Origin of the sequence: Dactylosporangium roseum (assembly GCF_025264685.1) — a bacterium.
Lineage (GTDB): Bacteria > Actinomycetota > Actinomycetes > Mycobacteriales > Micromonosporaceae > Dactylosporangium > Dactylosporangium roseum.
The window spans coordinates 1514140-1534394 of the sequence record NZ_CP073721.1; the positions used below are offsets into that span (position 1 = coordinate 1514140).

The following is a 20255-nucleotide window of genomic DNA, read 5'->3' on the forward strand; positions in this document are numbered from 1 at the left end:
GCCCCACCGTCTACGGGCACTTGTTCTGCTTGAACGCCGCCAACTGGGCCGGGTCCGGCTCGAACCGCCATGCGCCGTCCTGGTAGCGGACCGTGCTGGTGCCGGTCTGGTTGTTCGTGCTCCCGGTGGGCGTGTGCGACCACTTGATGGTGGCGGTCGAGTCGTCGACCGGCGTCACCGCGGTCACCAGATAGTTGCCCTGCTGCGTCGCGCACGTCGATATGAGATCGACGTAGGCGTCCTTGCCGATCGCCGCCTTCGCGTTGTCCGTCCACAGGTCCCAGGCGCCCGCCCAGTCGCCGTCGGACAGGCTGTCGAACAACTGCTCGGCGGTGACCTGAGCGGTGGCGGCGTCCTGAGGCTGCGCCGTCACCTCAACCGTCGGGCGGTCGTCAGCCGACTCGCCGGCCTCGTCCGTCTTGCCCGAACACCCGGCAATGCCCAGGACAAGCGGCACGACGAAGGCGACCGCGAGGCCGCGGAAGGTTCGTGTCACCCATCTGCTCCAACATGGTTCATGTCCGGGCGGTCCCGCCCGATCCGTACGTGAAGGTACTCCCGGCCAACGAACCGCGTATAGCCGGAGGTACGCAGGAGCGAGGTCTTCTGCCGGATTCGGCACGAACGGCCGGTTCAGTTCCCACCCTTCGGCAGCACAAGTTCCGCGTAGACAGCCTTGTGGTCACTGCCGGTGATCCGGTGGACCGACACCTTCCGCACCCCGACCCGCTCGTCGGCGACCACGTGGTCGAGGGTCACGCCCGGGATGTACCACCGATCGTCGTAGGGCCACGACGTGACGAGCCCGGCCCCGACCACGTCCGCGGCGTCGCGGTAGCCCTTGGCGAGCACCTGGCGGAACGCCTCGTGATCCAGCGTCGCGTTGAAGTCACCGAGCAGGATGTTGACCGGCCCGTCGGGCGTGGCCGCCGGCTGCGCCGCCAGGTCGGCGACGAAGCAGTCGTCGCGGGACCTCGTCGCCGGCGCGCACGGGTGCACCGACTCGACGTGCAACTCCACGGCACCGGGCACGGTCACGCCCGCCTTGGCCTGGCCGAAGTCGGAGACGAAGCGGCGGTATCCCTGGTCGGCGACCGAGAAGCGGCTGTACACCGCGGACCCGCTGACGCCCGGTCGCGGGTAGGACACGGCGTTGGGCAGCAGGTCGTCGAGCCCCGCACGGCGCAGTGCCGCCTTCGCCTCGTCGGTGAACTCCTGCAACGCCAGCAGGTCGACCTTGTGGTCGCGGACCAGGGCGACGATCTGCGCGGGATCGGCCCGGCCCAACAGCATGTTGACGCTCATGACCCGCAGCGACGGCCCCTGGTCGGGACCCGGGTCGCCGTCGGCGATCCAGCGCGGCAGCACACAGGCGGCCAGCGCGATCGCGGCGAGCGCGACCAGCAGGGCCGGCCAGATCCGCTTGGTGAGGATCGCGACGAGCAACGGGACGAACGACGCGACCGCCACATACGGCGTGAAGGCGATGAGCTGCACCGTCGGGAAGCCGCTCTCCAGCCCGAACACCCGGGCGGCTGCCCAGAGCACGAACGGCGTCACCATCAGCCACAGGAGTGCGGTGAGCCATCGCCGCCGCCGGCGCGGGAGCTCCGGAGGGGCGACGGGCAACGTCTCCGCGGTGCTGACCATCCCGTCAGGGTAGAGCAGCCGCGCCAGCCCCGGGGGCACGGCGATGTCGGCTCGGCGCCTTCCGCGCCGTTCCGGGCGCTTTGGCAGTAGGCTCGGCAGCCGTGCACCCGGTGATCGCGCGGTTCGGTCCGGTGGCGATCCTCACGCACGACGCGTTCGTCACGCTCGGCATCGGGGTTGCCGCCCTGGTCCTCCTGTGGGAGGTCCGGCGGCGGAAGGCCCAGGACGAGCGGTTGTGGTATGTGCTGGCCGGTGCCCTCGCCGGCGGAGCGCTGTTCGCCCGGCTGGGCACCTGGGCGCAGCACCTCGACCCGCGCGACAACGCGACGCTGATCGAGCAGTGGGCGTACGGCAATCGCAGCATCCTCTCCGGCCTCGTCGGTGCCTATGCCGGCGCGCTCGTGGCGAAACGGGTCGCGCGGTACCCGTACAAGACCGGCGACCTCTTCGCCCCGGCGGTCGCGATCGGTATGGCGGTCGGCCGGCTCGGGTGCTTCTTCGCCGAGCCGCCGGGCACGCCGACGAGCCTGCCGTGGGGCGTCACGCTCGACGCCGGGCAGGCGGCGGCCATGCACGTGCCGGCCGGCGTGCCCCTCCACCCGTCGTTCGCCTACGAGATACTCTTCCACGCCGCCGCCTTCGTGGCCCTGCTCGCCCTGCGCAAGCGGGTCACCACACCGGGCCGCCTCTTCACGCTGTACCTCGCCGCGTACGCCACGTTCCGGTTCGGCGTCGAATTCGTGCGCGGCAACGAGGTCGTGTACGCGGGGCTCACCCGAGCCCAGATGTTCCTCCTGGCCTGCGTGCCACTGGCCGCCGCCCGCCACGCCTGGCGGGCACGCACCGACCGAGCGGAGACCGTGACGACATGACGCCGCCATCGCCGAACAACTGGACCGTCCCGCCGCCGCCCGGCGAGGAGCGCCCGATCCGCGGGAAGAAGGTCTTCGCCGGGATCGGGCTCGCCGCCCTGGGGCAGGTCGCCGCGATCGGGCTCGGCGTGCTCGCCACGTTCCTCTTCGCGATGTCCGAGAACAGCGAAAACGCGCTGTTCGGCGTCTACCTCGAGATCCTGCTCCAGGTCCTGCTGTTCCTGGCCTGCCTGATCCTCGGCATCGTGTGGATCGCCCGGAAGGACCGGGGGATCGGCCTCGGCCTGATCATCGGCTGGGCGGTCAGCGTCCTGGTCTTCCCGGTCGCCGGGATCGGTGTCTGCATCGCCATCGTCAACAGCCAGGGAGCGTCGTGACCGATACGGGAATGCCACTGCGCGGGGACAGGATCCACCGGTACGTCAACGCCTTCTGCCCGCGCTGTCACGACGAGTGGCCCGACCGGCCCCTCCAGGACGTGCGGCGGCTCTCCGGCTGGCTCGCCGAGCGCGACGGCCGGATCTGGCTGGAGCGCGGCTGCCCCAGCCACGGCCTGATCCGCACGCTCTACGACGAGGATCCGGAGATCCTGCGGTACCTCGAGCGGTGGACGGCGCCGACCAAGTCGCACATCCCCGACCTGGCCGGCAACTTCGCACCCGTGCCGTCGGCGTATCTCGACGGACTGCCGGAGATGCAGACCCAGCACACGTGCATCCTCCTGGCCGATCTGACGGACGCCTGCAACCTGCGCTGCCCGACGTGCTTCACCGACTCCTCGCCGGCGATCGAGGGTGTGGTACCGCTGGCCGACGTCCTCGCGAGCGTGGACACCAAGCTCTCGCGCGAGAACGGCCGCGTCGACGTGCTCATGCTCTCCGGCGGCGAGCCCACCCTGTACCCCCACCTCGAAGAACTCCTGCGGGAGGTCGCGACGCGCAACGTCGTGCGGGTCCTCGTCAACTCCAACGGGGTCCGGATCGCCCGCGACGACGGCCTGCTCGACCTGCTGGCCGAGCACCGGGAGCGGGTCGAGGTCTACCTCCAGTACGACGGCGTCACCGAGCGCGCCGCCCGCCACCACCGCGGCGCCGACCTGCGCCGGCTCAAGGAGCAGGCGATCGACCGGCTCTCGTCCCGCGGCATCTTCACCACGCTGACCATGACCTGCGCGCTGGGTGTCAACGACGACGAGATCGGCGCGGTCGTCAAGCGGGCCCTCGACACGCCCTACGTCGGTGGGATCTCGCTGCAGCCGCAGTTCGGCTCGGGTCGTTCGGGTCCGATCGACCCCCTCGACCGGCTCACCCACACCGGGGTCCTCGCCCGGCTGGGGCCGCAGACCGGCGACCTAGTCACCTGGCGCGATCTCACGGCGTTGCCGTGCTCGCACCCGCACTGCTGCTCGGTCGGGTATCTGCTGCGCGACGACGCCGGGCAGTGGCAGTCGATGACGAAGCTGATCGGGCACGACCGGCTGTTGTCGTTCCTCGACCTGGCACCGGACCTGGTGGCCAACCGGATCGCCGACGTCCAGCTCCCGGCGGCGCTGCGAGCGGCGGTGAAGGACTCGTTGCTGGGCCTGCTGTCGGAGCAGTCGTCGCTGTCCCACCCCGACGTCGGCCAGCTTTGGCGCGACATCTGCGAGAACTGCGACCTCGGCATCTCCACCCTCACGACGCTGGTCTCCTCGTCGCTGCCCGGCGGCCGCAACCGGCTGCGCAAGATGCTCGGCGAGCGGGTCAAGCGGATCACCGTCAAGCCGTTCATGGACATGCACACGATGATCGAGGAGCGCCTGCTGCAGTGCTGCGTCCACGTGGCGACGCGCGGCGCCGGCGACCGCGACCAGTGCGCGCCGTTCTGCGCGGTGCAGGCGTGGCCGCCGCTGTCGATCCAGCGTCTGCCGCGGGCCGCCGGCCGTGGCTGACAAGCCCTACGACCCGCTCCGGCTCTGCGTCTACGCGACGATCGCGGCCCTCGCCTGGGTCCTGGGCCCGATCGCGGTGGTCGGCTTCGCGCTGCTGGGCTTCTTCGGGTACCTGCGGGCGCGGCGCCAGGGCCTGACCCGGTCCAAGTGCGTCCTGCGCGACACCCGGCTCGTCCTGACGTACCTGGGTGTCCTGGCCCTCGCGGGGGTGGTCGGCGTCGGGTGGCAGGTCTACGGTTGGCTGCCGTGAGCGACCTACCGCCCGCGCTGAACCGGAACCCGAACGGTTCGCAGCCCTTTCTGCACGAGCACGTGACGTGCGTCGCCGCGCCGGCCACCTGGCTCTCGCGCCCGTCCGGCCAGCTCACCGGCGGCGCCGACGGCCTCTACGTCAACGATCGCAGGGTGGTGTCCCGGCTGGTCGTCACCGTCGACGGAGTGCAGCCCGTGCCGGTGACCGTGCACCGCACGGGTGCCGCGTCGGCCCGGTTCGCGGCGGTGCTGCCGGGACTCGGCGACGACGGCCCGGACCCGACGGTCACGCTGTCGCGGCGGCGCCTCGCCGAGCCGCTCGGCGGCACCGAGACGATCACGCTGACCAACGTCTCCCACACCACGCTGACCGTCGAGGTGGCGGTCGACGCGGCGACCGACTTCGCGAGCGTCGGCGCGGTCAAGGACGGCGCGGCCGGAGCCGCGGTGTCCGACGGCTGGCGCGCGGCCGACGGCATGGCGGTCGCGGTCGAGGCGACCCCGCCGGGCGACGCCGGGCCGCTGCGCTGGCGGGTCACCGTGCCGCCGCGCGGCGAGTGGTCGGCCGAGCTGCGCTTCACCCGCACCGATGTGCCGCAGGTCGCGCGCGGCAAGCGGTTCAGCACGCTGCGGGTCGCCGCCGCCGACCGGCGCCTCGACGCGCTGATCCGGGCGAGCGTGCAGGACCTCGACGCGCTGCGCCGCACCGACGGCGAGGACGTCTACTACACCGCGGGCAGTCCCTGGTACCTCACGCTCTTCGGCCGCGACTCCCTCTGGTCCGCCCGGCTCGGCCTGCCGCTCGGCCACGAGGTCGCCGCCGGCACGCTGCGCGCGCTCGCCAAGCGGCAGGGCGTGCGGTCCGACCCGGACACCGACGAGGAGCCCGGCAAGATCCCGCACGAGATCCGGCCCCCGGACGCCGCCTACCACCTGCCGCCGGTCTACTACGGCACCGTCGACGCGACCGCTCTCTTCGTCAGCACCCTCGCCGACGCCTACCGCTGGGGCATGCCCCGCGCGACTGTCGAGCCGCTGCTGTCCAATGTGGAGCGGGCACTCGAGTGGCTGGCCGGGCACGACGGCTTCATCGCCTACCGGTCCAGCGGCAAGGGCCTGACCAACCACGGCTGGAAGGACTCCGGCGACGGGATCCAGCACGCCGACGGGCGGCTGGCGACGGGCCCGCTGGCGCTCAGCGAGGCGCAGGCGTACGCGTACCGGGCGGCCGTCGACGCGGCCTGGTTGCTGGAGTCGTTCGGCCGCGAAGGAGCCGGGCGGTGGCGTGCCTGGGCGGCCGACCTGGCGAAGCGCTTCCGCGCCGCGTTCTGGTGCCGCGGCGGCTATCCCGCCATCGCGCTCGACGGCACCGGGCAGCAGGTCGACAGTATCGCCTCGAACATGGGGCACCTGTTGGGCACCGGCCTGCTCGACGCGGGGGAGAGCACCGCGGTCGCCGGGAAGCTCGCCGAGCTGCGCTCGCCGTTCGGCATCCGGACCGTCGCGCCTTCCTCGGCCGGGTACAACGCCCTTTCGTACCACCTCGGCTCCGTCTGGCCCCACGACACCGCGATCGCGCTCCTCGGGCTGGCGCGCGACGGGCACGCGGCGGAGGCGGCGGCCGTCGTCCGGGCGCTGCTGGACGCGGGGGAGCGGTTCGACTTCCGGCTGCCGGAGCTGTTCGGCGGCGACGATCTGCCGACGCCCTATCCGGCCTCGTGCCGCCCGCAGGCGTGGGCCGCCGCGGCCGGCCCGGCGATCCTCACCGCCCTGCTCGGGCTCGCCGCCGACGTGCCGAACGGGCGGATCACGTTCGCCCCGCTGGCGCCCTCGCCGGTCGGTGCGTTCCGGGTGCGGGGCCTGAAGATCGCCGACGGTGAGCTCGACGTGAGCGTCGACGCGTCCGGCGGCCTGACGATCCACAATGGACCTGTCGGCGTGCTGTTCCGCTTGGCCGACGGGTCACCGGCGCGGATCGGGCCGGCTGCGTCGGCGGCGTGAGCCGCCGGACGGTGCCGCCGCGGTTCGCCGCGTTCTAGACTTGTGCGGTGCGCACGCTGACCATGCTCGACCGGTCGACGTGGGAGGCTCGCCGGGCTGCCCACGAGGGCCGGGTCGACGCCTGGGTCGTGCCGCACCTGGAGCGGCGCAAGCGGGGGCAGAAGCATCCCGTCGAGGACTTCCTGTTCACCTACTACTCGTATCGCCCGGCCCAGTTGCGACGCTGGCATCCCGGGGCCGGTGCGGCGCTCGAGGGTGACGAGGAGAGCACCGTTCCGGCCGAGCTCGTCACCCGGCGGCAGCCGGCGATCGCCTGGATCCGCGGGCTGCTCGCCGCCACCGCGTCCCGGCCGCCGCACCTGGGCTGCTTCGGGCTGCACGAGTGGGCCATGGTCTACCGCCAGACCCGGGACGAGATCCGGCACAACGCGTGGCCGTTGCGCCTCGGATCCGCCGGCACCGACGCGGTCGTTGCGGCCGGCCGGCTCCGGTGCAGCCACTTCGACGCGTTCCGGTTCTACACCGCACCCGCCCGGCCGCTGAACCTCCTCCAGCCCACCCGCGACGGACAGCACGCCAACGAGCAGCCGGGGTGCCTGCACGCCAACATGGACCTCTACAAGCACGCCTACAAGCTCGCCCCGCTGGTGCCGGCGGAGCTGGTCGCCGACTGCTTCGAGCTCGCCCGGGACATCCGCACGCTCGACATGCGGGCGTCGCCCTACGACCTCGCCGGGCTCGGCTACGACCCGGTCCGGATCGAGACGGCCGAGGGCCGGTCGCGATACGTCGAGGCGCAGCGGTCGTTCGCCGAGCGTTCCGCGCCGCTGCGCGCCCGGCTGATCGCCGAATGCGACCGGTTGCTCGCGGTGGGGGAGGACCCGTGACCGGCGGGACGCCGTGGGTCCGGGGCGAGCTGCCGTGGCTGCGCTCGGGCCCGCTCTACCGCGTGCACACCGACGCCCTGCCCGAGCTGTCCCGGTTCCTCGACCGCTGGTCCTATCACCGGGTCGACCTCGACGGCCGCCCCATGGCCTCCCGCGCCGGGGCACACCGCGCGCTGGCCACCGTGTTCGGCTTCCCGGACCACTACGGCGCCAACTGGGACGCGTTCGCCGACAGCTTCGCCGACTACCTCGCCGCACGCGACGAGCACATTCCGGTCGCGATCCTGTGGCACGACATCGAGTCGGCCGCGCCCGCGACCGCGGCGGAGGTCGGCTGGGCGCTGCTGGAGCACGCCGCCGCCGCGCCCCTGCCGGTGCACGTCTTCGCCATCGGCGATGGGGACGACTTCGACCGGCCGTCCGGGCCCCCAAATCCACATACCTGACGCGGCGTCCGGCCCCGTACGATCTTGTCGACCCCCGACCCCCATCCCAGACGAGGACGGACGGCATGAGCGAGGTGCGGCGGCTGCTGCGGCCGTTGCTGGGCCTGTGGGACATGGAGGCGACCGTCGGCGGCGTGGTCACCAGCCGCGGCTGGACGAGCTTCGCGTGGGCCGACGACGGCGAGTTCCTCGTGCAGCGTGCCGACGCCGGTCCGCCCGGGGAGGACGTGCCGCGGGACTGGCTGGAAAGCTCACCGTTCCCGACCGTCTCGGTCATCGGCTACGACGACAGCGAGGAGGGCTTTACGCTGCTCTACTCCGACGCGCGCGGGGTCCTGCGGGTGTACGGATTGAGCCTCGTCGGCCGCGAATGGCGCATGTGGCGCGCCGCTGAAGGGTTCCACCAGCGGTTCAAGGGCGTCCTGAGCGACGACGGCCACAGCATCACCGCATTCTGGGAGCGCTCGACCGACGGCCGCACCTGGCTGCGCGACTTCGACATGACCTACGAGCGCCCTCGCTGAGGGTGTTCACAGTTTCTCTTAGCGCCCCCACAGCATCACTTCACTAGCTTTCCGCTCGTAGCAGACGCTCCGGCGGAAGGACCCTCTCATGATCGAGGCTGTCGGCCTCACCAAGCGGTACGGCGAACGGGTCGCCGTCGACAACCTGTCGTTCACCGTCCGGCCGGGTCAGGTCACCGGGTTCCTCGGTCCCAACGGCGCCGGCAAGTCGACGACGATGCGGATGATCCTCAGCCTCGACGCCCCGACCAGCGGCCGGGTCACCGTCAACGGCAAGGCGTTCACCGCGCTGGACAACCCGATGCGCGAGGTCGGTGCGCTGCTCGACGCCAAGGCCATCCACGGCGGGCGCAGCGCGTACCACCACTTGCTCTGCCTGGCGCAGAGCAACAACCTGCCGCCCCGGCGGGTCGACGAGGTGCTCGACATGGTCGGCCTGTCCGGGGTCGCGCGGAAGCGGTCCAAGGGCTTCTCGCTCGGCATGGGCCAGCGGCTCGGCATCGCGACCGCGCTGCTCGGCGACCCGCGGATCCTGATGTTCGACGAGCCGGTCAACGGCCTCGACCCCGAGGGCATCCTGTGGATCCGCAACCTGATGAAGTCGCTGGCCGCCGAGGGGCGCACGGTGCTCGTCTCCAGCCATCTCATGTCGGAGATGGAGCACACGGCCGACCACCTGCTCGTGATCGGCCGCGGCCGGATGATCGCCGACTGCACGGTGCGGGAGTTCATCGACCGCAACTCCGCGCTCGCCGTCCGCGTCCGCACGCCCGACAGCGCCTTCCTCGCCGAGGCGGTCACCCGCAGCGGCGGCAAGGTCGCCGCCCAGCCCGACGGCGCGCTGCTCGTGACCGAGCTGCCGCTCCAGCGCGTCGGCGACCTTGCCTTCGAGCACGGCGTCCGGCTGCACGAGCTGTCGCCGCTGCAGGCGTCGCTGGAGCAGGCGTTCATGGAATTGACCAGGGACAGCGTCGAGTACCACGCCGCCGTCCCGTCCACCTCCCAGGAGGTTCGATGACCGACTTGGTACTGCCTCGCGCCGGCCTCGGCGGCATGCTGCGCTCCGAGTGGACGAAGCTGCGCACCGTCCGCTCGACGATGTGGTCGCTGACCGCGATGGCCGCCATCTCGCTGGGCCTGATGTCCGTGATCGCCTGGGCCATCGTGCTGCAATGGGACCAGTCGTCCCCGGAGCAGCACGCCCTCCTGCGCGGCGCCCCGCTCCAGATCGTGATCAACCAGCCGATCTTCATCGCCCAGTTGGTGATCGCGGTGCTCGGTGTCATGGTGATCTCGGCCGAGTACACGACCGGCATGATCCGCTCGACACTGCAGGCCCAGCCGCGCCGGGTCACGGTGCTCGCCGCGAAGATCCTGGTCTTCGGCGCCCTGATGCTGGTGGTCGGCGAGGTACTGTCGTTCGCCGCGTTCTTCCTCGGCAAGGCGATCATGGCCGAGCACATCCCGCTCTCGCTGAACGACCCGGGCGTGCTGCGCTCGGTCGTCGGTGCCGGCCTGTACACGGCGGTGCTCGGCCTGTTCTCGCTGGCGTTCGGCGCCATCGTGCGCCACACCGCGGGTGCCATCACCGCCGTACTGGGCCTGATCCTCATCGTGTCGAACCTGGCCGGCCTGCTGCCCGGCCGCTGGGGCGCGTACGTCTACTCCTGGATGCCGACGAACGCCGGCCAGCTCGTCTTCCAGCCGACCCTGTCCGACAACCCGCTGCTCACCCAGTGGCAGGGCTTCGCGGTGTTCTCCGGCTGGACCGTGCTCCTGCTGGCGGTCGCGACCTTCCTGTTCGTCAAGCGGGACGCGTGATCCGGCCGACGAGGTCGGCCACCTCGTCGGCGTAGCCCCAGGCAAGGGTGATTCCGGCACCCCCGTGGCCGTAGTTGTGGACGACTCTCGTGCCGCCGGGCAGCGGCACGGGGTCGACCTCGATCCGGGCGCCGCCGTGGCGGGCGGGGCGCAGGCCGGCGGCGTGCCGGAGCACCGCGGCACCGGCCAGCTCGGGGACGAGCCCGACGCAGCGGCGCAGGATGGCCGCACCCGTCGCCGGGTCGGGGGTGGTGTCCCAGTAGTCCGGCTGGAAGGTGCCGCCGAGCACCACGTCGCCGCTGCGCGGGTGGATGTACGTCATCCCCTCCGGATGGTCCTCGTCTCGGACCGACGTCACCAGGCCGGGGTTGGCGACCACGACGATCTGCCCGCGGGCCGGGTGCACGGCCGGGTCGTCCGCGAGGGTCCGTGCGCCCAGGCCGGTCGCGTTGACCAGGACCGGCGCCTCGCCGGCCAGATCGGCCAGCCGGGCGATCCGGCGCGTGACGATCGTGCCGCCCAGCGCCGTGACGCGGTCGGCGAGCCACCGGAGGTACACCTCCATCTCGACCGACGGCACCGTGAACCGCCACTCGCCGGGCACCGCCGTGAAGTCCGGCACCGCGGCGGCCCACCACGGCGTCGCGGCCGGCCCGCGCAGCAGCATGCGGGTCGGGCGGGGCACCACGCCGGGCACACCGCCGGATGCCTGGACGCTCAGCTCGTCGTACGTGCGGCGGGCCCGTTCCAGGACCCGCGGGCCGCCTTCGGTGTGCGTCGGGTACCACACGGCGGCGGCCAGGGCCGACACGGTCGCGGACGGCTCGTCGGCGGTCGTCACGGTCACGCGGGCACCCGCCTCGAGCAGCCGCACCGCGGACGTCAGCCCGACGACGCCGGCGCCGAGAACGATCACGTCGGTCATGTCTCCAGGCAAGCAGGCTTTTGCCCGGCCGTCCAATGCGCATGCGGTGCCGCGCGACAGGCCACACCGTCCTCGCCGGCGCCGTCCCAGTCGAGGTCGTAGACGTCGGGCCCGATGGCGGTGATCGGCGGAGCCGGCCGGGCGGCTCGACCCCGGTGGCAAGTTCCGCAACGCGTTCGTGCGGCGGCATCTGTCCGGGGAGTAGATTTCCGACCGTGCGTATCGCTCGTTTTGCCCACAGCAGTGGCATGTCATTCGGGGTCGTCGAGGGCGAGCCCGCGGCGGGGCCGGCCGGCCTGACCGTCGCCGAGATCGACGGGCACCCCTTCGGGGAGCTCCGGTTCACCGGCCAGCGCTGGGCGGTCGCCGACGTGCGACTGCTCTCGCCGATCCTGCCCAGCAAGGTGGTGTGTGTCGGGCGCAACTATGCCGACCACGCGGCCGAGCTCGGCAACGACGTGCCGAAGGAGCCGCTGCTCTTCCTCAAGCCGTCCACCTCGATCATCGGCCCCAACGACGCGATCCGGCTGCCTCCGCAGTCCCAGCAGGTCGAGCACGAGGCCGAGCTGGCGGTCGTGATCGGTGTCACCGGTGCGCGCCGGGTCGACCGGGCGGGTGCCGCCGCGGCCATCTTCGGGTACACCTGCGCCAACGACGTCACCGCCCGTGACCTGCAGCGCAAGGACGTGCAGTTCACGCGGGCCAAGAGCTTCGACTCGTTCTGCCCGATCGGGCCGTGGATCGTCACCGGCGTCGACGTCGGCGACGTCGAGGTCCGCTGCGAGGTCAACGAGGAGGTCCGCCAGTTGGGCCGGACCAAGGACATGGTGTTCGACGTGCTGACACTCGTGTCATATGTGTCACATGTCATGACGCTGCTGCCCGGCGACGTGATCCTCACCGGCACCCCCGCCGGTGTGGGCCCGCTGGCGGCCGGCGACGAGGTCGTGGTCTCGGTCGAGGGCGTCGGCGCGCTCAGCAACAAGGTCCTGACCTTGGATTAGGCGTGTCGGCGACAAACGATTTGGCGGGGAAGGGGACCTCCGGTAAAGTTCTCTTCCGGCGCGTTGAGCGCCAATGGGGTATGGGGTAATTGGCAGCCCAACTGATTCTGGTTCAGTTAGTCTAGGTTCGAGTCCTGGTACCCCAGCGCCGCAGCAACATCGCGGTGCTGTAGTGTTTCACCGCACGTCAGCACGAAGCTGGAAGTACTGGGGCCCCGTCGTCTAGCGGCCCAGGACGCCGCCCTCTCAAGGCGGTAGCGCCGGTTCGAATCCGGTCGGGGCTACCACAGCGCGCAGGCCGCGCTCCTCATTCAGGGGAGCGCGGTTTGTTCGTTCAGGGCCGGCCCCGCCTGGCCCCGGACTCGGCCCACTCCGGCCCGGACCGCTGCGCACGGCTCCTCGATCTCCCTACGCCGCCGGCCTCGCGTTTCGGGTCCGCTCGGCCGCTGGCTTCTGTTGGTGGCTGGTCGGCGGCGTCGCCGTACGGCTACTTGATCACGCAAAGCCGCGAAGTTCAGCCGTGCGGTCGTCTGTCAACCCGGTGTCGCGCTACGAGACCGTGACGCACAGTCGTGCGGGTGACATCTGTCGATCGCGGTCGCCACTGGACCCCGGACGGCGCTCTCCGGTCCGCCCGACTCCATGATCATGGAGTCGGGCGGCGTGGCGGCGGATTCCGCCAGAACGCGCGCCAGCCGGCGCGCCTCGGCGACAACACCTCCGAGTCTTACGCCCGAATTGTCGTACTTGTCTGGTTGGCAAGGGGCTGTCAGGCTCGACGTCGCGGCCTGCTTGATCACGCGGCGGCCTGGACCGCGGTGTCCGCGCCGTCGCGGCCGGTTCGATCGCTTGATCACGCGGCGGCCTGGACCGTAGTGTCGGCGCCGTCGCGGCCGGTTCGATCGCCTGCGCCTGGCCGTTCTCGCTGAACGCCGGCTTGCCGTCCAGGCACGGCGCCGCGGACGGCTTGGCGACGCCGCCGGTCATGGCCTCCTCGAACGGCGGGCTGTCCGCCAGCTTGCCGACACGTGGGCGTCGCGCTGCTCGCAGGCGGCATCGGTGATCCCGGTCGGGTCACCCCGCGGGTTGCTTGGCCGCCGCAACGCCAGGCAGCTTCACGTCCGCGAGGAGTGGGACCGCGATCGCCTTGACCGCGTCCTCGGCGGGGGCCGGAGGCCGGAGGCCGCGACGAGGGTCACCGGATCGTCCGGGCGCGCGGGACCGGCGCACCGCGGCCCGATGCGGTCGTCGGACCAGGGTCTCGAGATCCTCGAAGACCTTGCGCTTCCGGCCGTCGAGCGGCGACTCGAACGTCGGCCGCCGACCCGGGTCCGGTGACCGGGTCGACCCGGGCGAACGCCGCCACGGAGCCGGGAACGGCGCGCCCAGGCAGGGTGCCGTCCTTCCAGCGCCGCACCACGGCGAACGCGCCGCCTGTGGCGATCACCGCCAGCCCGTTGACGTCGACCGGGATCGTATCGAAGGATTGCCATGTGGGCGTTCGACCGATCCGGCGCTCTCCGTTGGCCGGAGAGCACCGGATCGGTCGATCTCAGAGCTGGGTCGCGATGCCCAGCAGGGCCGCGATGAACACGAACAGGCCGATCATCGTGGTCATGCAGCCGCCACGGCCGGTGCCGCTCGGCTGGGCCGGCGGCTCGGGAGCGGCGGGAGACTCGGGCGCGTCGCGGCCGTCGGGGCCACCGGTCGACGGGGAGGCCGGGGTGCCGGCCGCCGGCGCCGCGGAGTTACCTTCGTCCAGTGGTTCCGGTGCGGCTGGGGTGGTGGAATCGGGCACTGGCGTTCCTTCCAGCTCATGCATTCCAGGAATGCGCCGAAGGCGCACCCGAGATGGTAAACGCCACCACCGAGTTGACCTTGGCGGGCTTCCGTGGAACGGACGGCTACAGGCCGGAGAGGCGTTGGCCCGCTCGAACCACCGCCATCGCGTGGCGGTCGCCCGGGCGGCGGCCCAGACGCTCTATCGGGCCCGACACGCTGATCGCCGCGATCACCCGCCCCGTGCGGTCGCGGATCGGAGCCGAGACGCTCGCCACGCCCGGCTCGCGCTCGGCCACGCTCTGGGCCCATCCCCGCCGGCGGACCTCGGCCAGCGTGCGGCCGGTGAACTTGCACCGGGGCAGCAGCGGCATCACGGCCTCCGGGGGCTCCCACGCCAGGAGGACCTGGGCCGCGGAGCCGGCCGTCATCGGCAGCACCGCGCCGATCGGCACGGTGTCGCGCAGGCCGCTGGCGCGCTCCGCGGCCGCTACGCACAGCCTTTCGTCCGCGCGTCGCAGGTACAACTGCGCACTCTCGCCGGTCGCGTCGCGCAGTGCGGTCAGCATCGGCTCCGCGGCGGTCAGCAACACGTCGGGCGCGGCGTTCGCGAGCTCGCCCAGACGCGGGCCGGGGCGCCAGCGCCCTTGCGCGTCTCGAACGAGTAGGCGGTGGATCTCCAGGGCCTGTGCGAGCCGGTGCGCCGTTGCCCGGGGAAGCTTGGTCCGGTCCACCAGTTCGGCAAGGCTGGCGCCGTCGACACAGGCGGCCAGGATGACCACCGCCTTGTCGAGCACGCCGACACCGCTCATACTGTGTCCCACAGACCGAAACATACCTCCCAAACTTTAGGATGTCCAGATGGTGGGAGACGCACAACAGACGCCACGCACGCTGGCCGAGAAGGTATGGGACGCGCACGTCGTACGTTCCGCTGCCGGCGAGCCCGATCTGCTCTACATCGACCTGCACCTGGTGCACGAGGTCACCAGCCCGCAGGCGTTCGACGGCCTGCGCATGGCGGGCCGCCCGGTCCGCCGCCCCGATCTCACGATCGCGACCGAGGACCACAACACGCCGACCGACAACCTGCTGACGATCAGCGACCCGGTTTCCCGCACCCAGATCGAGACGCTGCGGAGAAACGCCGAGGAGTTCGGCGTCCGGCTGCACTCGCTCGGCGACGCGCAGCAGGGCGTGGTCCACGTGATGGGGCCGCAGCTCGGCCTCAGCCAGCCCGGCATGACGATCGTCTGCGGCGACTCACACACCTCGACCCACGGTGCCTTCGGCGCGCTGGCGTTCGGCATCGGCACGAGCGAGGTCGAGCACGTCCTCGCGACCCAGACCCTGTCGCAGGCCCGGCCGAAGACCATGGCGGTCAACGTCGTCGGCGAGCTCGGCCCGGGCGTCACCGCCAAGGACCTCGTCCTGGCGCTCATCTCGCAGGTCGGCACCGGCGGCGGTCGCGGACACGTGGTCGAGTACCGCGGGCCCGCCATCGAGAAGCTCTCGATGGAAGGCCGCATGACCATCTCCAACATGTCGATCGAGTGGGGCGCCAAGGCCGGCATGATCGCGCCGGACGAGACGACCTTCGCCTACATCGAGGGCCGGCAGTACGCGCCCAAGGGCACCGACTGGGACCGCGCCAAGGAGTACTGGCAGAGCCTGCGCACCGACGAGGGCGCCAAGTTCGACACCGAGGTGACGCTCGACGTCTCGCAGCTCACCCCGTTTGTCACCTGGGGCACCAACCCGGGCCAGGGCGCGCCGCTGGGCGGCCATGTGCCACACCCCGAGGACTTCACCGAGAGCGCCGAGCGGACCGCCGCCGAGAAGGCGCTGGAATACATGGCGCTGGCGCCGGGCACGGCGCTGCGCGACATCGCGGTCGACGTGGTGTTCCTCGGCTCGTGCACCAACGGCCGCCTCGAGGACCTGCGCGCCGCCGCCGAGGTGCTGCGCGGCCGGAAGGTCGCCGACGGCGTCCGGATGCTCGTGGTGCCCGGCTCGGCGTCCGTGCGGGCCGCCGCCGAGCAGGAGGGCCTGGACAAGGTCTTCGCCGAGGCCGGTGCGGAGTGGCGGTTCGCCGGCTGCTCCATGTGTCTCGGCATGAACCCCGACACGCTCAAGCCGGGCGAGCGCTCGGCGTCGACGTCCAACCGCAACTTCGAGGGCCGGCAGGGCCGTGGCGGCCGTACACATCTCGTGTCGCCGCCCGTCGCCGCCGCCACCGCCGTCGTGGGGCGGCTCGCGGCCCCCGCCGACCTGAACTGAGACCGGAACAGAGGGACACAGGACCATGGAGAAGTTCACCGTTCACACCGGCACGGCCGTCCCGCTACGCCGTTCCAACGTGGACACCGACCAGATCATCCCGGCCGTCTACCTCAAGCGGGTCACCCGCACCGGGTTCGCCGACGGCTTGTTCAACGCGTGGCGGTCCGACCCGGCGTTCGTCCTCAACAACCCGGCGTACGAGGGAGCGTCGATCCTCGTCGCCGGGCCCGAGTTCGGCACCGGCTCGTCCCGCGAGCACGCCGTCTGGGCCTTGCAGGACTACGGCTTCCGGGTCGTCGTCGCGCCGCGTTTCGGCGACATCTTCCGGGGAAACGCGCTCAAGGCCGGGCTCCTGCCCGTTGAGCTCGACCTGAAACTCGTCGAGATCCTGTGGGCCGCCGTCGAGGCGGATCCGAAGCTGTCGGTAACGGTCGACCTCGAGGGTCGCCAGTTGCGCGCCGACGGCCACGAATGGGAGTTCCCGCTGGACGATTTCAGCCGTTGGCGCCTGCTGGAAGGGCTGGACGACATCGGTCTCACCCTTCGCCATGTGGACGCTATCGACGCCTTCGAACAAGGTCGTCCGGAGTGGACACCCGTCGTTCACTAGGCCCACGTTGGGCGTCTCGATGAGCCTTCGGTCAAATCCGTTGCTCCACAACGATTTCTTTTCCGTCATATGTTTGTATCCTGTGTGCGTTGGGATACCTTGCCCACAGGGACTTCATTTCTGGTACGGGAGGAAACGTGAACAAGGCCGAGCTCATCGAGGCGCTCAGCGCTCGCCTGGGCGACAAGAAGTCGGCAAACGCGGCGCTGGACGCGGTGCTGGCCGAGATCCAGAACGCCGTGACCAAGGGCGACAAGGTCGCCATCACGGGCTTCGGGGTCTTCGAGAAGCGCGTTCGTGGTGCGAGAACGGCCCGCAACCCGCGCACCGGCGAAGCGGTGAAGGTGAAGAAGACCTCGGTGCCCGCGTTCCGCGCCGGCGCCAGCTTCCGCGAGATGGTTGCCAGCGGCAAGGTGCCGAAGGTCGCCCCCGCGAAGAAGGCCGCCACCAAGACGGCCGCCGCGAAGGCCACGACGGCGAAGGCCACCGCCGCCAAGGCGACCACGGCGAAGGCTGCTCCGGCCAAGGCCGCGAAGGCCGCTCCGACCAAGGCCGCCGCCAAGGCCGCCGCCAAGGCGGCGCCGGCCAAGAAAGCCGCCGCCAAGACCACGCGTGCCGCTGCCGCGACCACGGCGCGCAAGACCACCACCGCCACCACGGCCGCGAAGACCACGGCCGCGAAGAAGGCGCCGGCCCGGAAGGCCGCTGCCAAGTAGGCGCACACCATCCACTCACGCACGACGAAGGGCGGCACCGCGATCGCGGGGCCGCCCTGCTTTCTGGAGAGCGTCCAGATCGGACGTCCGAAGTGGACCTTTACGACTGGTCGGCGACGGTCGCCGGGACGAGCTTGTCCCGGCCCACGAGGCGGCCGTCGGCGAAGCTGAGGATCCAGCCGGCGCCCTTTCGAGTGTGGAAGTCCACGTCGGTCCGGCGGGTCAGCTCGGTCAGCAGGGGCGGCATCAGCTTGCCCTGGCTGCACACCACCGTTACGCCGCCCTGCTTGGCCACCTCGACCAGCGCCGCCGCCGCGGTGTCCGGCGGCTGCTCCTCGTCGAAGCGTGCGTCGAGCTCCAGCGGCAGGCCCAGCGGCTCCACGGTCTGCCGGCACCGCAGGGGGGTGGCCGACACCGTCCGCTCCGGCCGCAACAGCGTCAGCAGCTCGTTCAGGGCCCTTGCGTCGCGTTCCCCGGTGGCGTCCAGCGGCCGGTCGCCGTCCGGGCCGGACCATTCGCGCCGCTTGCCGGCCCTGGCGTGCCGGACCAGCGCCACGACGGAGGTCACCCGCGGCAGGTCCAGGAACGCCCGGACGACCCCGCGGTCGTGGGCGTAGCTCAGCAGGCGCTGCGCCTCGCCGGCCGGCACCCACCGGGCCTCCTCGATCTCGTCGTCGGCCGGCCGGGGCGTCCACGACTGCGCGCGCATCGACCAGAAGTCGACGTGCTTCTCCACGCCCGGCTCGCCGGTCAGGTACCGGATGGACGGCAGGCGCACCTGCGGTACCGCCGAAACGAGGGTCTCCTCGTAGACCTCGCGCACGGCGGCGGCCAGCGCGTGCTCGCCGGGGTCGAGCTTGCCCTTCGGCAATGACCAGTCCTGGTAGCGGGGACGGTGGACGAGGACGACTTCGACGGCGCCGCCGGCGACGGTGCGCCATACGACGCCACCCGCCGCGCGGATGACCGTGTTCACTTCAGCCATGCGATGTTCTTTTCCTCCATGACAGCCGCCCACACCGCCGGGAACGTGTTCCGTGACCGGGTCACCGCGGCGCGTTCCCGCTCGAACAGCCGCCCGGCGGTGACGGCGAGGGTGTGGTCGTCGGGGTCGGACGCGGCGATGTCCAGCCACGCGTCGGCGGCGATCGCGGCGTCCTGGTGCTCGCCGAGGACGGTTTGCGCCTTGGCGATGGCCTTTGCCAGCAGTGCCGCGTCCGGGCCCACGATCGGGGCGGCCGCGTCGGCGGCGTAGCGGGCGCGCTTGGCCCGCTTGCGGACCTCGTGCCACTCGTCGTCGGGCAGGTCCAGGGTGAGGCCGCCGGCCGCGGGAGCCGCACCGCCGCCGTAGGCCAGGCGCCGCCACGGTCTGCGCGCGATGTCCGGCAGGACCTCCGTGGCCCGTGCGGAGGCCGGCGGCGACAGGCCCGGCGCCCGGGCCGCCTCGACCAGCGAGTCGAGCAGCGCGACGTACCGCGGCGCGTGCAGCGCCTCGTCCAGCGCCGTCAGCGCCTTCTCGTGCCGCGCGGCGAGCTCCGCGTCGATCCGCTCCACCGCCGCGGCGGCGAGCGGCGCGAGCGGGTCGCGCGCCGCGGTCTGCCGCAGCCGGGCCCGCAGCACCTCGACGTCCCGGGCGCCGCCGAGCGCCTCGGCGAGCCAGCTCAGCTCCGCCCGGAGCGTGGCGGTCCAGGCCGGATCCAGCAGGGCCTGGAAGGTCTGGAGGTCGCTGCGCAGCCGGCGGGTGCCGACCCGCATCTGGTGCACGGGGGTGTCGCCGTTGGGCAGTGTCTCGCGCAGCCTGGCGAACGGGTCGTGCCGGACGATGCGGGCCACGTCGCGGCGGATCGCCTCGGTCACCACGTCGCCGGCCCGGGCCTTGCGCCGCAGGGGCGCCGGCGGCGGCACCGCTGGATCGGCCAGCGGCCCGCCCGCCGTGAGCGCGCGCACGTGTTCCGGGACGCTGTCGGAGACCGTCGCCCCGGCCGTCAGGAGCAGATCCTCCAGCCGGTCGAGGAGCCGGGGCGGCCCCGCGCGCAGCTCCAGCGCGATCTCGCGGAACCGGTGGGCGACCTTCCGGCCGTCGAGCACCGTGACGAAGTCGTCGGCGACCTCGGCGAGCACCGTGCCGTCCCGGTTCACCACGTCGTGAACGGTCCGCACGGTCCGCAGCACGGCGGCCGGTGCCAGGTCGGCACCGCGCCGGTAGGCCGTCACGAGGTCGAGCAGGACCGGCGGGACGACGCCGGGACGGGTGGCGGGTCGCGAGTGCTCGTGCCGCACGCCGGCGACCGACGACGGCAGGTGCACCGTCCAGGCCTTCGCGGCCGACTCGCCCTTGCGGTGCCGCAGCGAAGCCCCGGCCCGCGCGAGCAGTCGGTCGGCGGTGTCGTAGTAGGTCGCCTTCAACGTCACCGGGGGGCGCACCGCGACCCTGGTCCCACCCTTGCCGGCGGCTTCGAGATCGGGCATCGTGAATTCCTCGGCGACCAGGTATCTGTGGTCTTCCTCCGGCATCCGGTCACCCTAGCGTCTGCTGCACGGCCGCGGCCCGGCCT

Annotated in this window: 21 protein-coding genes and 2 tRNA genes; 16 read left to right on the plus strand and 7 right to left on the minus strand. The window is 71.9% G+C overall.

Annotated features, from left to right (window positions below; all coding sequences use genetic code 11):
- Window positions 1-10: 10 nt before the first annotated feature.
- Window positions 11-496, minus strand: a complete 486-nt coding sequence (locus tag Drose_RS07775) for a nuclear transport factor 2-like protein (protein WP_260727510.1) — start codon at window positions 494-496, stop codon at window positions 11-13.
- A gap of 137 nt (window positions 497-633) precedes the next feature.
- Window positions 634-1650 (minus strand): endonuclease/exonuclease/phosphatase family protein, encoded by a 1017-nt coding sequence (locus Drose_RS07780; RefSeq protein WP_260727511.1) that lies wholly within the window; start codon window positions 1648-1650, stop codon window positions 634-636.
- A 101-nt stretch (window positions 1651-1751) separates the two neighbouring features.
- Here Drose_RS07780 and Drose_RS07785 point away from each other — a divergent pair, with 101 nt between their 5' ends.
- The 10 genes from Drose_RS07785 (at window position 1752) to Drose_RS07830 (ending at window position 10383) form a co-directional block, all read left to right on the plus strand.
- The gene (locus tag Drose_RS07785) at window positions 1752-2522 is read left to right on the plus strand and encodes a prolipoprotein diacylglyceryl transferase (protein WP_260727512.1); all 771 of its coding nucleotides are present in this window, start codon (window positions 1752-1754) and stop codon (window positions 2520-2522) included.
- Window positions 2519-2899 (plus strand): hypothetical protein, encoded by a 381-nt coding sequence (locus Drose_RS07790; protein ID WP_260727513.1) that lies wholly within the window; start codon window positions 2519-2521, stop codon window positions 2897-2899. The genes Drose_RS07785 and Drose_RS07790 overlap by 4 nt, the downstream gene beginning before the upstream one ends.
- A complete protein-coding gene (locus Drose_RS07795) occupies window positions 2896-4452 on the plus strand; it encodes a radical SAM protein (RefSeq protein WP_260727514.1) in 1557 nt (518 codons plus the stop codon). The genes Drose_RS07790 and Drose_RS07795 overlap by 4 nt, the downstream gene beginning before the upstream one ends.
- Complete coding sequence (locus Drose_RS07800) at window positions 4445-4702, plus strand: hypothetical protein (protein ID WP_260727515.1); 258 nt, start codon at window positions 4445-4447, stop codon at window positions 4700-4702. Before Drose_RS07795 ends, Drose_RS07800 begins: the two co-directional genes overlap by 8 nt.
- The gene (locus Drose_RS07805) at window positions 4699-6705 is read left to right on the plus strand and encodes an amylo-alpha-1,6-glucosidase (protein WP_260727516.1); all 2007 of its coding nucleotides are present in this window, start codon (window positions 4699-4701) and stop codon (window positions 6703-6705) included. The genes Drose_RS07800 and Drose_RS07805 overlap by 4 nt, the downstream gene beginning before the upstream one ends.
- Window positions 6706-6767: 62 nt before the next feature.
- Window positions 6768-7592 carry a 3-methyladenine DNA glycosylase gene (locus Drose_RS07810; RefSeq protein WP_260729636.1) on the plus strand — a complete coding sequence of 275 codons (825 nt, stop codon included), beginning with the start codon at window positions 6768-6770 and terminating at the stop codon, window positions 7590-7592.
- Complete coding sequence (locus tag Drose_RS07815; protein WP_260727517.1) at window positions 7589-8038, plus strand: barstar family protein; 450 nt, start codon at window positions 7589-7591, stop codon at window positions 8036-8038. Before Drose_RS07810 ends, Drose_RS07815 begins: the two co-directional genes overlap by 4 nt.
- 65 nt (window positions 8039-8103) lie before the next feature.
- Window positions 8104-8562: a hypothetical protein gene (locus tag Drose_RS07820; protein WP_260727518.1), complete on the plus strand. Its 459-nt coding sequence runs from the start codon at window positions 8104-8106 to the stop codon at window positions 8560-8562.
- An 88-nt stretch (window positions 8563-8650) separates the two neighbouring features.
- A complete protein-coding gene (locus tag Drose_RS07825; protein WP_260727519.1) occupies window positions 8651-9580 on the plus strand; it encodes an ATP-binding cassette domain-containing protein in 930 nt (309 codons plus the stop codon).
- Complete coding sequence (locus tag Drose_RS07830; protein WP_260727520.1) at window positions 9577-10383, plus strand: ABC transporter permease; 807 nt, start codon at window positions 9577-9579, stop codon at window positions 10381-10383. Before Drose_RS07825 ends, Drose_RS07830 begins: the two co-directional genes overlap by 4 nt.
- Here the strand turns inward: Drose_RS07830 and Drose_RS07835 are convergent.
- Window positions 10367-11308, minus strand: coding sequence for an FAD-dependent oxidoreductase (locus Drose_RS07835; protein ID WP_260727521.1), 942 nt, complete (start codon window positions 11306-11308; stop codon window positions 10367-10369). The genes Drose_RS07830 and Drose_RS07835 overlap by 17 nt on opposite strands.
- Before the next feature lie 215 nt (window positions 11309-11523).
- On the opposite strand from Drose_RS07835, the gene Drose_RS07840 reads away from it, so the two are divergent.
- From Drose_RS07840 to Drose_RS07850, 3 genes are all read left to right on the plus strand, one after another.
- Window positions 11524-12312, plus strand: coding sequence for a fumarylacetoacetate hydrolase family protein (locus Drose_RS07840; protein ID WP_260727522.1), 789 nt, complete (start codon window positions 11524-11526; stop codon window positions 12310-12312).
- A gap of 74 nt (window positions 12313-12386) precedes the next feature.
- A tRNA-Gln gene (locus tag Drose_RS07845) sits at window positions 12387-12458 on the plus strand.
- A gap of 65 nt (window positions 12459-12523) precedes the next feature.
- Window positions 12524-12599, plus strand: a tRNA-Glu gene (locus Drose_RS07850).
- A 1265-nt stretch (window positions 12600-13864) separates the two neighbouring features.
- Here Drose_RS07850 and Drose_RS07855 read toward each other — a convergent pair.
- Both Drose_RS07855 and Drose_RS07860 read right to left on the minus strand, forming a co-directional pair.
- On the minus strand, window positions 13865-14110 hold the full coding sequence (locus tag Drose_RS07855) for a hypothetical protein (protein WP_260727523.1): 246 nt from the start codon (window positions 14108-14110) through the stop codon (window positions 13865-13867).
- Between the two features lie 106 nt (window positions 14111-14216).
- Window positions 14217-14903: an IclR family transcriptional regulator gene (locus Drose_RS07860; protein ID WP_259861912.1), complete on the minus strand. Its 687-nt coding sequence runs from the start codon at window positions 14901-14903 to the stop codon at window positions 14217-14219.
- 49 nt (window positions 14904-14952) lie between these two features.
- On the opposite strand from Drose_RS07860, the gene leuC reads away from it, so the two are divergent.
- From leuC to Drose_RS07875, 3 genes are all read left to right on the plus strand, one after another.
- The gene (gene leuC, locus Drose_RS07865; protein ID WP_260727524.1) at window positions 14953-16371 is read left to right on the plus strand and encodes a 3-isopropylmalate dehydratase large subunit; all 1419 of its coding nucleotides are present in this window, start codon (window positions 14953-14955) and stop codon (window positions 16369-16371) included.
- Between the two features lie 25 nt (window positions 16372-16396).
- Window positions 16397-16984: a 3-isopropylmalate dehydratase small subunit gene (gene leuD / locus Drose_RS07870; protein WP_260727525.1), complete on the plus strand. Its 588-nt coding sequence runs from the start codon at window positions 16397-16399 to the stop codon at window positions 16982-16984.
- Between the two features lie 137 nt (window positions 16985-17121).
- Complete coding sequence (locus tag Drose_RS07875; RefSeq protein WP_260727526.1) at window positions 17122-17700, plus strand: HU family DNA-binding protein; 579 nt, start codon at window positions 17122-17124, stop codon at window positions 17698-17700.
- Window positions 17701-17800: 100 nt separating this feature from the next.
- Here the strand turns inward: Drose_RS07875 and Drose_RS07880 are convergent, their stop codons facing one another.
- Window positions 17801-18685: an NUDIX hydrolase gene (locus Drose_RS07880; RefSeq protein WP_260727527.1), complete on the minus strand. Its 885-nt coding sequence runs from the start codon at window positions 18683-18685 to the stop codon at window positions 17801-17803.
- Window positions 18673-20214, minus strand: a complete 1542-nt coding sequence (locus tag Drose_RS07885) for a CYTH and CHAD domain-containing protein (RefSeq protein WP_260727528.1) — start codon at window positions 20212-20214, stop codon at window positions 18673-18675. Before Drose_RS07885 ends, Drose_RS07880 begins: the two co-directional genes overlap by 13 nt.
- Between the last annotated feature and the right edge of the window lie 41 nt (window positions 20215-20255).

Excerpts from the sequence above, each read along its gene's own strand:
- Drose_RS07780 (WP_260727511.1), bottom strand. The coding sequence starts at position 1,650 with ATGGTCAGCACCGCGGAGACGTTGCCCGTCGCCCCTCCGGAGCTCCCG.
- Drose_RS07790 (WP_260727513.1), top strand. The coding sequence starts at position 2,519 with ATGACGCCGCCATCGCCGAACAACTGGACCGTCCCGCCGCCGCCCGGC.
- Drose_RS07810 (WP_260729636.1), top strand. The coding sequence starts at position 6,768 with ATGCTCGACCGGTCGACGTGGGAGGCTCGCCGGGCTGCCCACGAGGGC.
- Drose_RS07820 (WP_260727518.1), top strand. The coding sequence starts at position 8,104 with ATGAGCGAGGTGCGGCGGCTGCTGCGGCCGTTGCTGGGCCTGTGGGAC.
- Drose_RS07825 (WP_260727519.1), top strand. The coding sequence starts at position 8,651 with ATGATCGAGGCTGTCGGCCTCACCAAGCGGTACGGCGAACGGGTCGCC.
- Drose_RS07830 (WP_260727520.1), top strand. The coding sequence starts at position 9,577 with ATGACCGACTTGGTACTGCCTCGCGCCGGCCTCGGCGGCATGCTGCGC.
- Drose_RS07835 (WP_260727521.1), bottom strand. The coding sequence starts at position 11,308 with ATGACCGACGTGATCGTTCTCGGCGCCGGCGTCGTCGGGCTGACGTCC.
- Drose_RS07860 (WP_259861912.1), bottom strand. The coding sequence starts at position 14,903 with ATGAGCGGTGTCGGCGTGCTCGACAAGGCGGTGGTCATCCTGGCCGCC.
- leuC (WP_260727524.1), top strand. The coding sequence starts at position 14,953 with ATGGTGGGAGACGCACAACAGACGCCACGCACGCTGGCCGAGAAGGTA.
- leuD (WP_260727525.1), top strand. The coding sequence starts at position 16,397 with ATGGAGAAGTTCACCGTTCACACCGGCACGGCCGTCCCGCTACGCCGT.
- Drose_RS07880 (WP_260727527.1), bottom strand. The coding sequence starts at position 18,685 with ATGGCTGAAGTGAACACGGTCATCCGCGCGGCGGGTGGCGTCGTATGG.
- Drose_RS07885 (WP_260727528.1), bottom strand. The coding sequence starts at position 20,214 with ATGCCGGAGGAAGACCACAGATACCTGGTCGCCGAGGAATTCACGATG.